Here is a 14,811-nt window from a genome sequence, read left to right on the forward strand (position 1 = left end):
GCCAAATTTCCCCAACCAGACCGCTCGCTACTTGAGCGAAGCGCGTGCTATTTCCACTATCCAAGCGATAGCGTCGGAATATACCACTTGGTCATCTTTGCCTATCGGGAAAAACACATTCAATGAAATTAATCGGCTATCACGCATCTCTTTCAACTTCACTTCCACCAGCTGGCCCGACTCGATATAGCTATACATATACTCTTCGGGCATTGCAGCCCAACCATCATGTTTTATTAACTCGCACAACAGATCGTTATTACTGACCACCAGCAACTTAGGCGACACCTTAGCAAAGGGGACATCCATACAGGGGAAGTTCTCAGTAATAGGTTGGGCAATTCGGTAGAACGGCCCTTCACTATCCACATGGACGCGCCTGTATTGTTTCCAGATATGATGACTAACATGTGGTCTGCGGTAAATCGTGTAACTCGCAGCGGCGACACGCTTGGCGAGCATCATCGAATTTCCGCTTATAAAAATTTTGAAGAGCAGGAGAAAGGCACCATCAAAGATGGAAAAACGATTTATCAAAACGAGAATATTTGACGCTTAACTTAATGGCGGCTTTTAACCAAAGCACAGACGACTGCGGCTGCCATCACAGCCGTATCGGTATATCACTCAAATTAGAATGGCTCCTAACCCTTTTTGAGCCACTCATCTCGACGATTTAAAAGCTGATACAACTCAGAAGAATCTTTAAACCACTTAAACTGATAGAATTGGTTATCCGAGAAACGTACCTTGATACGCGGAACACCGAGCCATTGACTAATAGTCACACTCTCGATGTCATCCAAGCTTTTCTCGAATGTATAACCCGATGAAGCTTGATGAAATTCAAACCTATTTTCATTAATTGAAATAACTTCACCACGATGACAATCTAAATCGCCACGTGATTGTTTTTCAATCGTGCTTAATGCCAAAAATAGCGAGCCAAATATCAGCGGGCCAAACCACGGATGAATAGCCGTTAACCATACCGGCTCAAAATAGTAAATAAATCCGCAGGAAAGCAGCATCATATATGCCGCTTTGGTACTGTGCTTAATTCTGCTTTCTAACCGTGCTTGATCGCATTCAAATCTAACCGTCATTACAAGCTTATCCAAATCGAACTTCGCATTGTTCACTCGTCCCAAAACTCATGGGGTTTGACGCGCATCAAGCGGTACATCACGTACAAGACGACGAGCAAGACAGAACCGAATACCGCAGGAAAAATCAACATAATCAAATTTTTTGTCGGTTTTAAGACTGCAGAGCTATGGCGGTCTGGGTTGTAATAAACATCAACCATCTCCCCTTGAGGGAACTCAGCGGCGAGGGCTTCTGCTTCTTCGAGCGAATAGTCGGGAATAATCCCTGTGACATCGTTCTTGTCTTTCTTGTGATAGATCTCATCGTCAACGGTATACACATATTCAACACCGACGTTGTAATACACGTGATCGCTACTGGTACTGTAGTAGCGTTCTAACCAAGTATCCACCACCATCCCTTTAGTTGTCGGCCACTCAAAAGAAGCATTAAACTGATTAAGTAGATAAAGTGGCCCTACGACACCGAAAATACACATCACCAATACCATCCAGAGTACACCTGGGACTTGCGAAAGCCTTGCACCTATCACTGCGGTTTTCCTATTTTCTCATTGGAATTTTTACGATAAGTCCCATTAAAGGAGACATTCATACCGCCACACATCAAATTGTCATCACTCACAACTAACGCTTGTGGTGTAAAGGTGAGCGTCATCTGGCAATCGTTGAGATCATATTGCAGACGATTCCCCTCTAACGGAAACACACCATAGATGTCACCAACATTCACACTGCCCGCTGATACGTCCATCACCCAAACAGCGGAGCCTGAAACTAAGTAATCCCCGTTCTCTTGCTGAATGACTTCTATATCCGCACTATCGCTATCGAGTTTATCGCCAATGTAGCGTTCATAGTAACCGTCAAAATGGTTCGTTTGGTTCACATCTGTACTTTGATTCGCCCATGTATAAGGGGAGACTGAAAGAGCAACCAATCCAATGAAAATAATGTTCATAACTTATTCTTGTGTCAGGTCTAAATAAGCGCGTTGTCGTCGCTACTCACCTTTAAGGTGCAGATAAATTCGATGCGTATTATCGGCGTTATCGACGGTCGCCTTGATCACTTGACTTGCCGCAACGGAGAATAGACCCGAAAGGAAGATACCAAAGCCCGGCAACATGGCACTAAACATGATTCCATAGCTCCAGATATACTGATCCATCGATTGAACCGAACCTGCGAGCATATTTTCCAGGCCGACAATCACCATCAGCCAACCAATCACGCCGATAATTTTTCCGACCACTAGGCCTGTTTTGTATTTTGACTGGAAATCTACCTTCGCTGTGGCTTTAGTTTGCTTTAGCTGCTTAGCCTTGAGCAAAGCATCACTTGAATCCTCAGCATCCACTTCTTCCACAATTACCTTGTATCCCTCCAGCCGAAGAGCCTCTAGCTCACTTTCAGCATCTACTTTGTTGAGTTTTACGGCAATTTGAATATCTGATTTTTCTAATATGGCAAAACAACTCATAACCAGCCTGAATATCCTTTAACGAACGAAACCATCATACCTATAAGTCAACGGAATGATGTAATGTGAAACAGAATAATGCTGACGTTTGAATCAATATGCAACAAAAATCAATGGCTTAATCTAAAATGGTAATGGAGACTGTTAGCGCCTAAAACGAATCGTTTTCAAACGGCGATACAGCGTGATCCACAAGGTAATTGCCAATAACAGCATACCCGCAGTGATTGCCCAAAATCCCCACGGGTTATGGGTATCAGGGATCCCACCCACATTCATACCCAGTAAACCAGACACAAAAGTGAGTGGCAGGAATACCGTCGCAACAATCGTCAAGCTAAAGCTCGACTGAGACATCGCTTCAGAGAGTTTGGTATTATCGAGGTTTTGCAGCATATCGATACGCGATAGTAAGTCATCCAGATTATTCAAATGCAACGTGACATGGCTGGAAGCTCTCACCAATGCACTTTTATCTTCACTGTCGATGAGTAAACTAGGATCTTCAATTCGAATGAACAAGGTGTTGCGTAATACCGTGAGTATCCGCCTCGTTTTGCAGATATCTCCCCGTAGTTTGAGTAATAAACTCGAATCAAACGCTTCACCAGTATCAAAGTATTGATCTTCAAGCACGGCAATTTGGTCCGAGATGGTAAAGGTGACTTTTTCAATATGATCTATCAAGTTATTGATGATATGACAAAATACATCCATCACTTTTGCATCATATTGCATCTCTCTTTCTGCCGATGAAGAAGCGTCACAATGGAGTGCTGCCTTCGCATCTGAGCATACACTTTCCAAGTACGCGTAGGTTTTATCTATCGCTATAACAGGATGATAGCGAATCGTAATGATCCGATGAGCATCGATAAATATTTTTAAATCCACCAAACCGATAGGATTAATAGTTGGCTTTTCACCACTGACTTTCAGTGCGATTAACACACTGCCATCATGGAGATTGCGATGATTGACGAAGTTCTCTCGCTGCAAAAATGCCACCAACTCTTCCGAGAGCTGACTCTGTGAAATAAGCCACTCTTGATCTTCTGGTTTTGATAGATCGACATCTATCCAACACGTTTCTACTTGATCGTCGATACTGTTTGATACTCGGTTTTTCAGTCGTGTGATTATCGGCATTTTGATCCTTAGCTAATATCTAGACAGAGCTTAATCGAGATTGCCTGTTCGTAACTTGTTATTGTGTATTACAATTAAGACAATGTCGCTCTCTCTTATATACTAGCAGCTATGCTATCGCCGTTATGGCGCTATAGTCTGGTTTCGTAATCATTTATTGGTGGTCATTGCCTTGAACATTCCTTCTCAACTCTGGAAAAAATGGGGCGAATTTTGGCGAAAATTACGTCATGTTTTGGTCGCATTTGCGGTCTTCATTAACGGGTTATTAATTCTTGCCAGCGTATGGGGCTCATCACTTAACCTTATCGGGCTATTTCAAGTTAAGAGCTTTGCCTCGATAAATTGGGCTAACATTGCCAATGGTCCTTGGTTCTTGCTTGGCATTTTCTTAATGATCAATGCGTTTGGCTTATTATTTCGAGCCCGCATTGCTTGGGCCGTGAGCATCGTACTGTTATCGATCTCACTCGTGTTTACGTGGCACTTCTTCCCGGAATTAACCCATAGTCTCACCCTTGGCATCGTCACCTTAATCAGCTTATTGCTACTGGGAAAAGACTTCCATCATTCCAGTGCCACCGCTGGTGGGATCTTCGCGTTTATCAGTTTTACCGTCCTGCTGTTTTATTCCACCTACGGCGCACTCTACTTTGGTCAGGATTTTCACCCAGCTATCACGGATTTGACCACCTCGTTTTACTTCTCAATTGTGACGATGACAACCGTCGGTTATGGCGACATTGTCCCGATCAGTGAACCAGCTCGTTTATTCACGGTATCGGTGATTATTGCGGGCATTACTGTCTTTGCCACTTCCGTCACCACCGTCTTCGGCCCTTTAATCAGAGGGGGCTTGAATCGATTAGTTAAAGGTAATCAAGAGAAAATGAATAGAAAAGATCACTATATTGTTTGCGGGACATCTGTACTGGCTATCGCCACGGCAAACCAGCTTCTCGACCGTGGGCTTAACGTAATGATTCTGACCAGTGAAGCAGAGGAAAATTTTCCTAAAATTCAACAACGCGCCAGCCGTAAGCTGGATATCATGTCCGGTGATTGCACTGATAACACCGTCTTACAGACAGCGGGAATAGAACATTGTCGCGCCTTGCTCGCCCTGACTGATGACGATGCCGATAACGCGTTTATTGTGTTATCAGCACGCGATCTCTATCCAGAAGCGAAGACGGTGTTAGCGGTCAATGATGCGAAAAATATGAACAAGGTGAAGCAGGTCAAAGCAGATGTGGTCTTATCACCTTTGCTATTTGGCAGTGAAATATTAGCCAGCGTCATGTCTGGAGAACCGCTAGATAATGACCGATTGGTTTCGATGCTGCTCAACTCAGGTCACGGGTTGTTTGATAAGAAATAGTCTTCATTCGCTTCACGTAAGCGTTGTTCAGAACGAGGGGCCATCATATGCACCACAAAGGCGGCCACTTTGTCGTGCATGTGATAGCAGGGTGTCACGTAAGGAGATTAATTGCCTGCTCTATTATCCGAGGTCATATACTCTGGTGGTATGTGGCATCAGCCTTTACGACTGTGCAATCAATGCTTCTAACGCGGCGAGTGAGGCAAGTTTCTCACCTTGCATCATACTTTCAGCTTCATTCACGTATTGATCGACCCCATCTTTAACATCTTGCTGATACAACACCACATTGTTGAGCACTGAGGCAACCTTGATTCCACGTAAGCGCCCAACCGCAAATAGAGCCGAGGTTTCCATATCTGCGCCAAGAATGCCTTTCTTGTTCCAATACTGGCAAATAGATTCTTCTTCATCGGTATAAAAACTGTCGTGAGAACGCACTACACCAAAATGACACTGGGTTGATTGAGCAGCTAGATAGTCATCTAACGCTTTTAACAGTGAGAAACTTGCGTAAGCCGGGTATGCGGCCTCAACATAGGCTTTAGATCCCCCTTCATCACGGACAGCCCCTTCTGCAATAATCAATTCGCCGAGTTGAATTCCGTCTTGCATTGCCCCTGCCGAACCCACACGTACGATATGGGTCACTCCGCACTGTTTCAGCTCTTCTACTGCAATAATCATTGAAGGCGCACCAATACCGGTACTGCATACCGACACTAGCACACCCTGGTATTGCCCACTAAATAAACGGTACTCACGATTCTCCGATACCATTTTTGCGTCATCAAAGAGTGAGGCAATTCGATTAGCACGGTCAGGCTCACCACAGACTATAACCAAAGGAGCAACTTGCGTTGCATCGACGCCAATATGGGGCTGTTTAAGCATGGGGTTCCTCTTATTCTGTTTTCAGTGACTCGTCATGTGACCGCAAACGATTAGTGATGATTCTCTCAGCAAATTTCTCGTTCGGCATATCGAAGTCTAGTGATAATGCGTTTAAACTAGCGCAATATTAGGCGAATTACTCCGCGATAAAGGAGGACTTTTGTCCTACCAAAACACTTTAAAGCTATTGTAATTGTTAGATTTCACGAGAATGTGAGATTGATATCAGTGACAAAAAGTAAAGGTCGTTCGTCAGATGAAAGTTGGCTTAGCGATCCTCGGAAAAGACCAAGCATGAGACCGTAATGAGAATCAAACCAGCCCCAACCGGGCGCTTTAAATCCCTACTTGAGCAAAAAAGCACCGCGTTTCGCGCTTTCATCTATCAATGTCAGGTTGGAACTCGCTATTTCAATACCGGCGAAGCAATTTTGACCCAAGGCGAACCATTGGATCATATCTATGTGGTGCCGGCGGGACGGGTTTCGATGAGTATTCTCGCCGCCAATGGACGTCGTTTTCAACTCGGAAAAGCACATTGTGATGATCATATTTTTGGCGAGATGGAGTTTTTCACCCAAACAGCTTGTCAGTGGAATGTCGTGGCCGATGAACATATGCAGATTGACATCATCTGTATAAAAAAGCTCACCGAACTGCTGCATCAACAACCCGAGATGTTATTTTTCTTTGCTTCTGCATTGGCTGATGACTATCAGGATTCTCTAGATATCTATACTAACCGCTTGCTCCATCCCATCTGCTATAACATTGCTTATGATTTGTTAATACAACAACGTACTACTCCGGCACTGAATGGTTTTGATAAGGTGAATCAAGAAGCAGAACGGTTCGGCACGTCAGGACGAGTTTATCGCCGCGCCGTAAAAACTCTGATGGATAAGAATCTGGTGCGTAAAGGGGAACAAGGGTTAGAAATTGTCGACGAACAAGCACTTAAAGCATTTATCGATACTCACGAATAAGTACCAATCACACTCAATAAAAAGCGCCACCTGCGTAATGCAAGCTGGCGCTTTAGCTTGACGATTAACGATTTAATTCAACGTCTAGACAAATAAACCAACAATCGCAGCGTTCATTAGGTTTGCTAGTGTTGCAGCGAGCAGTACCTTCATTCCTAGTTGGCCGATAACCCCTGCACGTTCTGGGATCATACTGCTTAGCGCACCGCATACCATGGCAACAGAACCAATATTGGCAAAGCCACACAGAGCAATCGTCATAATCGCGGTGGTGCGCTCACTCAGCTCAACCGCGCCCATGCTAGCAAACGCCACGAATTCGTTTAGTGCTATTTTTTGACCAAGGAATGCACCTGCATCCATCGCTTCATTCCAAGGTACGCCAATCAACCATGCAACCGGAGAGAATAACAAACCAAGGATCACATCAACGGTTAGGCCTTCAAAACCAAAGAAGTCACCGATGGCACCTAGTCCGCCGTTCAGCATCGCCATCAAACCAATACATGAGATGATGACCGCGCCCACAATCGCTGCGATTGAGATACCCGCCATTGCGCCTTTAGCAATCGCATCAATGAAACTGGTTGGCCTTTCGTTATCTGGTAATTCTGGCACTTCATCAATGGTTGGTTCCGTTTCCGGAATGATCAATTTGGCAAACATCAAACCGGCAGGGGCCGACATAAAACAGGCCATAATAAGGAAGTTAAGATCAACGCCCATGCCCGCTAAGCCAGCCAAAATCGAACCCGCAATAGAGGAAAGGCCGCCAACCATAATGGCAAAAATTTGCGCGCGAGTAAGAACGCGATGGTATGGTTTTACCAATAATGGCGCTTCTGTTTGACCTAATACAATGTTACCGGCCGCATTCATCGATTCTGCACGAGAAGTACCCAACACACGTTGCAATCCGCCACCAATAATGCGCACAAACCACTGCATGATACCCAAATAGTAAAGCAGAGAAGTCAGTGAAGCAGTAAAGATGATCTGTGGTAGTACTTGCAGTGCCCAAACAAAACCAATGCCATCGACACTGAAGTTAACCAAGCTACCGAAGGCGAACTTAATCCCTTCCGCACCATAGCTAAATACGTTACCAACCGTATTTGAAACCGCCAAAAGAACACCAGCACCAATCTCTGTCGCAAGCACAAATCCAGCAACAACTAGAATGATACCAAACGCGCCAACAACGGCACGCCAACTAATTTGACTTCTGTTTTCAGAGCACAGGAATCCAACACCGAGAAGTACGGCAATACCAATGAGTGATTGAAACATAATGATTATCCTACGTGAGTGCTTACTGCATTTTGTGCTGAATGGCTGACTGCATTGATGATTTGATCTGCGTGTTGCTGTGCAAGCTCAATGGTTTTTTCAACATCACCGCCCTCTTCAGGAATCGCATTCATCTCAAATGTCACGATGGTATCGATAATATTCATTTCCGCCGCTTTAAAGGCATGCTCAAACGCGCGTTGGTAGTTCTCAAGCGGCATGAAGTTAAAGCCACTTTCTGAATACGATTCAGCCGTTGCTCCTGCCGTAATTGAAAATAGTAATTTCTTGCCTTTAAGCTGGCTACCATCAGGGCCAAACGCAAAACCATAAGTGAACACTTGATCGATCCACTCTTTCATAACGGAAGGAAAAGTACTCCAGTAAAGTGGGAACTGCACGACCACCAGATCCGCCTCTAACAAGCGCTGTTGCTCAACTTTCACATTCCCTGCAAAGTCTGATGCATGAGTCATCTGCCAATCGGTTTTCTGCGCAAGCAGTTTAAGGATCTCTTTATTCGCAAAGGAGTTATTTAAATTAGGATGACCGTTAATAACCAGTACGTTCATTGGGGTTACCTATGTTGTTCGAGCTTTTGTTAACTTGGCTTGTTGTCGTTATTTCACTGAAATAAGCGAGGCGGAGCTAACCAAGAGCTGCCGGATGTTTTGTTGTATTAATAAATCTGCGGATAAGCATAACGCCGGGGTGATAAGAACAAGAGGACAAAAGTCCCTCTTGTTTGGCGTCAGGTCAAAAATTACCACATTGGCTAGTTAACGAAGAAGTTAAGGGGGCGAAACAAAGGATTAAACGGAGAACGGGGAAACGAAAAAGTCTCGTTATTATGTGGAACAAGTGAGTATCGCCAAATTTCAGATACAAAAAAGGCCGCCTAGGCGACCTTCTATTTATTCTTACGTGAAGCGCTAATTATAGTGCAACAACGTTAGTAGCTTGAAGGCCTTTTTGACCTTGTTCTACTTCGAAAGACACTTTTTGGCCTTCGTTAAGAGTTTTGAAACCTTCAGAAGCGATAGCGCGGAAGTGTACGAATACGTCTGCGCCGCCGTTATCTTGAGTTAGGAAACCGAAACCTTTAGTTTCGTTAAACCATTTTACAGTACCAGTAATTGAGTTAGACATTTTATGCCCCTTATTTATTTAATTTAAGAAGAGTTCATTGTTAACGGTATGTTAACTTCTTGAATTATATCATGTTACGCTTAAATAAAAGGGAAACGCCTAGCGACAAAAACTGTGTTTTGATACTTGAGGTTTTACTTGTACTTGATGCTGCATTTAATAACTCTTTGAACAACTGAGCGGTATAATAACCACTGCTTGTTTTTTGTATAGTCTTTTTTTTACTTTTCTTATGGTTTTCTGTTCAATAATGTTATGAATGTCTAACTTTCAAGCGCCTAGATGGATCTTTGCCCTAATAGTTCGAAAAAGCACCGCGTTATTTTTTGAACTCTCAATGCTCAGTCGCATTAATCGGGGAAATTGTTCGATTCTGCTTGTCAGCCATACCGTCATTCCCTGCTTTATTTTCTCTGTTGCTTTTGCTCACCAGACTTCAAATGCACATCACTTCTTTAGTAACGCTCTTATCCCCTCTGATAAATTACCGGCAACGACTACCGACTTAATAATACCGACCACCTAGAACCATCGTCCAAAACCGACATCTGAGTTCGGCTTATGATTAGTTAACAGGGTAACTCTTTATAATACAAATATTTACACCACAAATATAAGGGCATAATTAGGCGACATGGCTCATAACCTCTCAATTTATGTGGAAAACTTACCTTTCCCTCTGCAATTGTTTATTGTCTTTCCTATCAATCAGGATTAAATTTCGCATCACTATTCATTTTAGATGTTTCGCCCGTGCTGCGTATTCGCCCCCAATTAGATTATCCACTGCTTGCTGCGATCTGTTTTTTGATCGCCGCGGGTAGTATTAGCGTCTGGAGCGCTAGTGGTTTTAGTGAGCCTATTTTAGAACGTCATTTAGCGCGAGCTGTGATTGCCATTGGTGCATTAATCGTGCTTTCAGCGGTGCCGGCGAAAAAGCTGTGCGACATTGCGCCGCCCTTGTTTACCCTAACGGTACTATTGCTGCTGGCTGTTGTAATTGCCGGTGATGCAACGAATGGTTCGAAACGTTGGCTCGCCCTTGGTCCGATTCGCTTCCAGCCTTCCGAACTCGTTAAGGTTGCTGTACCCATGATGGCTGCGTGGCTAATTGCTAAAGACCCTGGGGCGCCAACGTTTAAAAAAATCGGCCTTTGTTTAGCGCTCACGGCAATGCCAGCCGGACTTATTGTGATTCAGCCCGATCTTGATGGTGCAATCTTTACCGTCATTTACTCACTGTTCGTGCTCTTTCTTGGCGGCATGAGTTGGAAAATTATTGCGTCAGTGATTGCGATTGTTGCCACGGCAATTCCAGTACTGTGGTTCTTCTTCATGGAGAGCTATCAGAAGATGCGTGTTACTCAATTTCTTAACCCTGAGTCGGACCCACTTGGCGCTGGGTATCAAATCATTCAATCTTTAGTCGCGATCGGTTCTGGTGGCATTCGCGGTAAAGGCTATATGAACGCGACACAAGGGCAGCTAGGGTTTATTCCAGAAAGTCATACTGACTTTATCTTTTCGACCTTTGCGGAAGAATGGGGCTACTTTGGTAGCGTTGCCTTAATCTCAACCTATCTCTTTATCGCTGGCCGCACATTATGGCTTGCCAGCCAAAGCGACTCGGCTTATGGCCGCTTGGTGATTGGCGCACTGGCGATGAGTTTTATGCTATACGCCTTTATCAATATGGGAATGGTGAGTGGTCTTTTACCAGTAATGGGTAGCCCGTTACCCTTTATCAGCTACGGTGGTACTGCAATGATCACCCAAGGTGCTTGCTTTGGCATTATCATGGCGCTCGCACCAAGAAGACGCAAAGCTGGCACCCCATTCTCTGCGATGGGTCATGCCAATTAATTAGCACCATTCAGTTGCAAAAAAACAAAAGCCAGAGTTCATCTCTGGCTTTTTTCTTTCTCTTCTTCAAGATTACCCTCATACTTTGAACAGTTCCAAACTTACTGAAAAACTCAAATGTAAAAAATCAGAATCATCAATGAGTTTTATTGTGCTATATTTTGCGAGGTTTATTTCTATTATTAGTCCCGTAGCCGAAACCTAAAAAGGAACTAAGATGAAATTTATCAAACTTGCACCAGTACTACTTCTTGCTTCATTTGCCAGTTCAGCCATGACCTTAACCAGCCAAGACATTCAAGAAGGCTCACGAATTGCTGATACGTTTGCTTTTAATAGTTTTGGTTGTAGCGGGGATAATTTATCGCCACAGCTTAGCTGGGACGATGTGCCTGCTGGAACAAAAAGCTTTGCTATCACCGCTTATGATCCTGATGCACCAACAGGCAGCGGTTGGTGGCATTGGGTTGCGGTCGATATTCCTGCAAACGTCACTACGCTTGAACGAGGTGTTTCAGGCAAATCTATCAAAGCTAATGAAATGAAAAATGACTATGGCTTGAAAGGCTTTGGTGGCGTTTGTCCTCCAAAAGGAGCAGGAATGCATCGCTACGAATTCACCGTATTTGCATTACCAACAGAGAAACTTGAACTGCCACAAGGTGCATCGAATGCTCTGATCGGCTTTATGCTGAACTCGAGTGCACTTGATAAAGCGAAAATTACCGCGACTTACGTCAACGAGTAATTCAAACCACGTATAGAAAAAAGGATAAAGGGCATGAATAAATCATTACTACACGTGGCACATTTTCGAGGCAAAAGAGAGCAGCCTTTACACAATGTGTTCATTCATGCCCCAACACTTTATTGGGTTGAGCAAGGCCGCAAGCAACTTTGGTGGCAAGAGCAATCCTATGAGTTCAATCGTGCAAACTGGCTTGTGGTACCCGCAGGCCAGTATCTCACTTTCGTTAATACCCCAATGCAGAATGCTTTCAATGCGCGTGCGGTGACTTTTTTCCAACCACCTCCAGCAGAGTGGCTAAATGAAGAGGTATCCCTTAGTGCTGCTCCGCCGATGGTTAAAGTCACGGATGCTCTGCGCTATTGTTTTGAGATCATTTGTGACATGTCTAACAAAAATCTTTCTGCACACACTCAGCAACAGTTGCTATTGGCATTCTATGCAGAACTTCGTCACATCGACGCTCTACACCTTCTGTTTCCTAGTGAAAATCAGCTGGTTCGCGATAAGCTCGCCACTTATTTGAGTGCGGCTCCCGGCGATGATCATAAGATCGAAATCGCCGCGCAGCACTTAGCAATGAGTCGGGCAACGCTAACCCGAAAACTCGCCGCAGAAGAGACGAGCTTCCGACATATATTGACCGAAATCCGCATGTCTCATGCACTCGGTTTATTGCAAAGAAAGTTCAGCCAGATGGATACCGCGCTTGCCTGTGGCTATCAATCTGAAGTGCGTTTTACTCAGCGATTCAAAGAGCAATTTGGCTTAACTCCGCGCCAGTATCAAATGACGCTCTAGCCAGGTTTTCCATCCATAGCGTAGATACGATGTTATTTTTTGCAAAAAAAAGCGAACCATTCGGTTCGCTTTCTCTATCTCAACTCATGCAATATCAACTCGCATTACTTGATGAACCTTGCTGAGCAAGTTTCATCTCTTGCTGTTTCAGCATCTCATCATACTTATCACGGCGAGCGACAAACGCTGGCATCTCTTTTTTCGATACCGAGCTTGCCATCGGAATATTTGCCTTCATCGCATTGACTGCGCGACCACGAACAATCAACTCATAGTGAATGTGCGGCCCAGTAACACGTCCAGTATTACCTGACAAACCAATACGTTGTCCACGAGTCACTTTCTGTCCTTTGCGAACCAGAATTTTACTCAAGTGCAAATAACGTGTTTTATAAGTACTGCCATGTTGTACTACCACATAATTACCTGCGTATGGGTGTTTACGCGTCATGATCACGACACCATCACCTGTGGAAACAATCGGCGTACCAATTGGCGTTGCCCAGTCTGTACCATTGTGTGGAGAAACGCGTCCTGTCACTGGGTGTTTACGGTGAGCGTTGAAATTAGAACTTAAGCGGTAGTTTCCACTGATAGGCTTACGCTGGAAAGCACGTTGTAAACTGTCACCATTTTTATCGTAATATTGGCCATCTTCATGCAAGTAAGCGGTATATTCACCACCACGGTTCAAGATCTTAATCGCCTGAATTTCTCGATTGCCGGTGAGTTGGTCATCAACATACTGACGCGATTGCACCACTTCAAATTTATCACCAGAGCGCAAATCACGAGAGAAGTTAATTTTATCTTTAAGCAAACTAACAATCTGCTCAATCTCGGCATTTCCAAGACCTAGCTTGTTGACTGACTGAGAAAAGCTACCGTTGATGTCTCCAACCAACGCGAACTCTTTCCACACGCCGGGAATCTTAACGTCAGTAAACTCGTAGCTACCATCGTCGGTGCGAGTATAAACCGCACGCTCAACCAAGCTAAACTCAAGTTCCATCTTCGCAAGACTATTAGTCTGCTCGTCACGCCAAAAACGCAACGTGTTACCAGGCTTTAAGGTATCAAGTGCTAAAAAGTTAAGATCCGTCTCCATGATTTTCATCATGTCGCTGTAAGCAAAACCAAGACGGTCAAAAATAGAGCTTAAATTATCACCGGTTTGAATATGGTATTCATAATCCGGCATATCGACATTCTCAACGGCTTCGTTAAGAATGGTATCGACTAATTGAGTGTCGTTGAGAGAAAGATCAATCGTGCGGATTTTATTGGTTGTGCCATCCAGAGTCGTCAATGCAACAATCGCAACTACTGGTAAGCTCAAAAGCATCATTCTCTTGCGTTTCGTAAGTTCAGAAACGCGCGCTTTTATCGTTCTTACTTGCACAGTTTGACCTTATAACAATTTAATTATTCATTAATTCATGTAATACATAGCAAAAGTCCACACCCTACGATGCGGAAAAATCGTTATAAGATTACGGATTTCTACTTCTTTTGTCACCCTATCGTACTAGTTATGCGATCAAAAAAGGCGCTATCATGCGCCTTGTTTTATTCACTCTATAGGTAAGTAAACACCAACTTATTGAATTTATTATTGATAAGTGGTTAGCAATCCATTGTCTTCACCAAAACCATTTGGTGTGTATTGATCAGCGTTTGGATCATTAATCCAACGGCTTTCATCGACCAAGTAGCGAAATTCAAACTGTTGGTCTTTTGGCAAGCGAGTTTTGAATCGGTACGATTTAGTTTTGACGACTTTTTTCATCACGATCGGTTGCCAATCAGAAAAATCCGCCACTAAACAAGCTGACTGCCCCACTTGATCTTCCGGTAACTCAAACGTGACTTCCACTTCGTCCTTGGTTTTAAAGAAACGCTTATTAATCATGTATTACTCCATTAACAACAAGAAAATTTGCTTAATCAATATA

At 43.9% G+C, this 14,811-nt stretch carries 17 protein-coding genes and 1 pseudogene; 6 read left to right on the forward strand and 12 right to left on the reverse strand.

From position 1 onward, the window contains the following. Positions 1 to 27 precede the first annotated feature (27 nt). A complete protein-coding gene (locus RH86_RS13295; RefSeq protein WP_009386681.1) occupies positions 28 to 369 on the reverse strand; it encodes a hypothetical protein in 342 nt (113 codons plus the stop codon). Between RH86_RS13295 and RH86_RS20815 the strand changes: the two are divergent. After that, positions 298 to 552, forward strand: a pseudogene (locus RH86_RS20815) (amidohydrolase); the annotation flags it as partial. The gene RH86_RS13295 and the pseudogene RH86_RS20815 sit on opposite strands and share 72 nt — an antisense overlap. A 92-nt stretch (positions 553 to 644) precedes the next feature. Here RH86_RS20815 and RH86_RS13305 read toward each other — a convergent pair. From RH86_RS13305 to RH86_RS13325, 5 genes are all read right to left on the reverse strand, one after another. Then, positions 645 to 1,106: a hypothetical protein gene (locus RH86_RS13305; RefSeq protein WP_223296350.1), complete on the reverse strand. Its 462-nt coding sequence runs from the start codon at positions 1,104 to 1,106 to the stop codon at positions 645 to 647. 32 nt (positions 1,107 to 1,138) lie between these two features. Then, on the reverse strand, positions 1,139 to 1,642 hold the full coding sequence (locus tag RH86_RS13310; protein ID WP_009386684.1) for a DUF3592 domain-containing protein: 504 nt from the start codon (positions 1,640 to 1,642) through the stop codon (positions 1,139 to 1,141). Then, positions 1,639 to 2,070 (reverse strand): hypothetical protein, encoded by a 432-nt coding sequence (locus tag RH86_RS13315; protein WP_009386685.1) that lies wholly within the window; start codon positions 2,068 to 2,070, stop codon positions 1,639 to 1,641. Before RH86_RS13315 ends, RH86_RS13310 begins: the two co-directional genes overlap by 4 nt. A 42-nt stretch (positions 2,071 to 2,112) precedes the next feature. Beyond that, positions 2,113 to 2,592, reverse strand: coding sequence for a hypothetical protein (locus tag RH86_RS13320; protein ID WP_009386686.1), 480 nt, complete (start codon positions 2,590 to 2,592; stop codon positions 2,113 to 2,115). Between the two features lie 144 nt (positions 2,593 to 2,736). Beyond that, positions 2,737 to 3,741, reverse strand: a complete 1,005-nt coding sequence (locus RH86_RS13325) for a CorA family divalent cation transporter (protein WP_009386687.1) — start codon at positions 3,739 to 3,741, stop codon at positions 2,737 to 2,739. A 172-nt stretch (positions 3,742 to 3,913) separates the two neighbouring features. Here RH86_RS13325 and kch point away from each other — a divergent pair, with 172 nt between their 5' ends. Next, positions 3,914 to 5,122, forward strand: coding sequence for a voltage-gated potassium channel protein (kch, locus tag RH86_RS13330; protein WP_038219697.1), 1,209 nt, complete (start codon positions 3,914 to 3,916; stop codon positions 5,120 to 5,122). A 165-nt stretch (positions 5,123 to 5,287) separates the two neighbouring features. Here kch and RH86_RS13335 read toward each other — a convergent pair whose 3' ends face one another. Then, positions 5,288 to 6,019: a nucleoside phosphorylase gene (locus tag RH86_RS13335; protein WP_009386689.1), complete on the reverse strand. Its 732-nt coding sequence runs from the start codon at positions 6,017 to 6,019 to the stop codon at positions 5,288 to 5,290. A 305-nt stretch (positions 6,020 to 6,324) separates the two neighbouring features. Between RH86_RS13335 and RH86_RS13340 the strand changes: the two genes are divergently transcribed. After that, entirely contained in the window at positions 6,325 to 7,005 is a 681-nt protein-coding gene (locus RH86_RS13340) for a Crp/Fnr family transcriptional regulator (protein WP_009386690.1), read from the forward strand. Positions 7,006 to 7,089: 84 nt separating this feature from the next. Here RH86_RS13340 and RH86_RS13345 read toward each other — a convergent pair whose 3' ends face one another. The 3 genes from RH86_RS13345 to RH86_RS13355 form a co-directional block, all read right to left on the reverse strand. After that, positions 7,090 to 8,295 (reverse strand): NupC/NupG family nucleoside CNT transporter, encoded by a 1,206-nt coding sequence (locus tag RH86_RS13345; protein ID WP_009386691.1) that lies wholly within the window; start codon positions 8,293 to 8,295, stop codon positions 7,090 to 7,092. A gap of 5 nt (positions 8,296 to 8,300) precedes the next feature. Continuing rightward, positions 8,301 to 8,867: an NAD(P)H-dependent oxidoreductase gene (locus RH86_RS13350; protein WP_009386692.1), complete on the reverse strand. Its 567-nt coding sequence runs from the start codon at positions 8,865 to 8,867 to the stop codon at positions 8,301 to 8,303. A 364-nt stretch (positions 8,868 to 9,231) separates the two neighbouring features. Continuing rightward, positions 9,232 to 9,444 (reverse strand): cold-shock protein, encoded by a 213-nt coding sequence (locus tag RH86_RS13355; RefSeq protein WP_005595240.1) that lies wholly within the window; start codon positions 9,442 to 9,444, stop codon positions 9,232 to 9,234. Between the two features lie 753 nt (positions 9,445 to 10,197). Here RH86_RS13355 and rodA point away from each other — a divergent pair. The 3 genes from rodA to RH86_RS13370 all read left to right on the forward strand — a co-directional run bounded on the left by rodA (position 10,198) and on the right by RH86_RS13370 (position 12,856). Next, positions 10,198 to 11,307, forward strand: a complete 1,110-nt coding sequence (rodA, locus tag RH86_RS13360; protein ID WP_009386693.1) for a rod shape-determining protein RodA — start codon at positions 10,198 to 10,200, stop codon at positions 11,305 to 11,307. A gap of 217 nt (positions 11,308 to 11,524) precedes the next feature. After that, entirely contained in the window at positions 11,525 to 12,055 is a 531-nt protein-coding gene (locus tag RH86_RS13365; protein WP_009386694.1) for a YbhB/YbcL family Raf kinase inhibitor-like protein, read from the forward strand. Between the two features lie 33 nt (positions 12,056 to 12,088). Beyond that, complete coding sequence (locus RH86_RS13370) at positions 12,089 to 12,856, forward strand: helix-turn-helix transcriptional regulator (RefSeq protein ID WP_009386695.1); 768 nt, start codon at positions 12,089 to 12,091, stop codon at positions 12,854 to 12,856. A 94-nt stretch (positions 12,857 to 12,950) separates the two neighbouring features. Here RH86_RS13370 and RH86_RS13375 read toward each other — a convergent pair whose 3' ends face one another. Both RH86_RS13375 and RH86_RS13380 read right to left on the reverse strand, forming a co-directional pair. After that, positions 12,951 to 14,204: a peptidoglycan DD-metalloendopeptidase family protein gene (locus RH86_RS13375; RefSeq protein ID WP_009386696.1), complete on the reverse strand. Its 1,254-nt coding sequence runs from the start codon at positions 14,202 to 14,204 to the stop codon at positions 12,951 to 12,953. 264 nt (positions 14,205 to 14,468) lie between these two features. Then, a complete protein-coding gene (locus tag RH86_RS13380) occupies positions 14,469 to 14,768 on the reverse strand; it encodes an isoamylase early set domain-containing protein (RefSeq protein WP_009386697.1) in 300 nt (99 codons plus the stop codon). Positions 14,769 to 14,811: the final 43 nt, after the last annotated feature.

This window comes from Vibrio sp. N418, assembly GCF_000222565.1.
GTDB classification, from domain to species: domain Bacteria; phylum Pseudomonadota; class Gammaproteobacteria; order Enterobacterales; family Vibrionaceae; genus Vibrio; species Vibrio scophthalmi.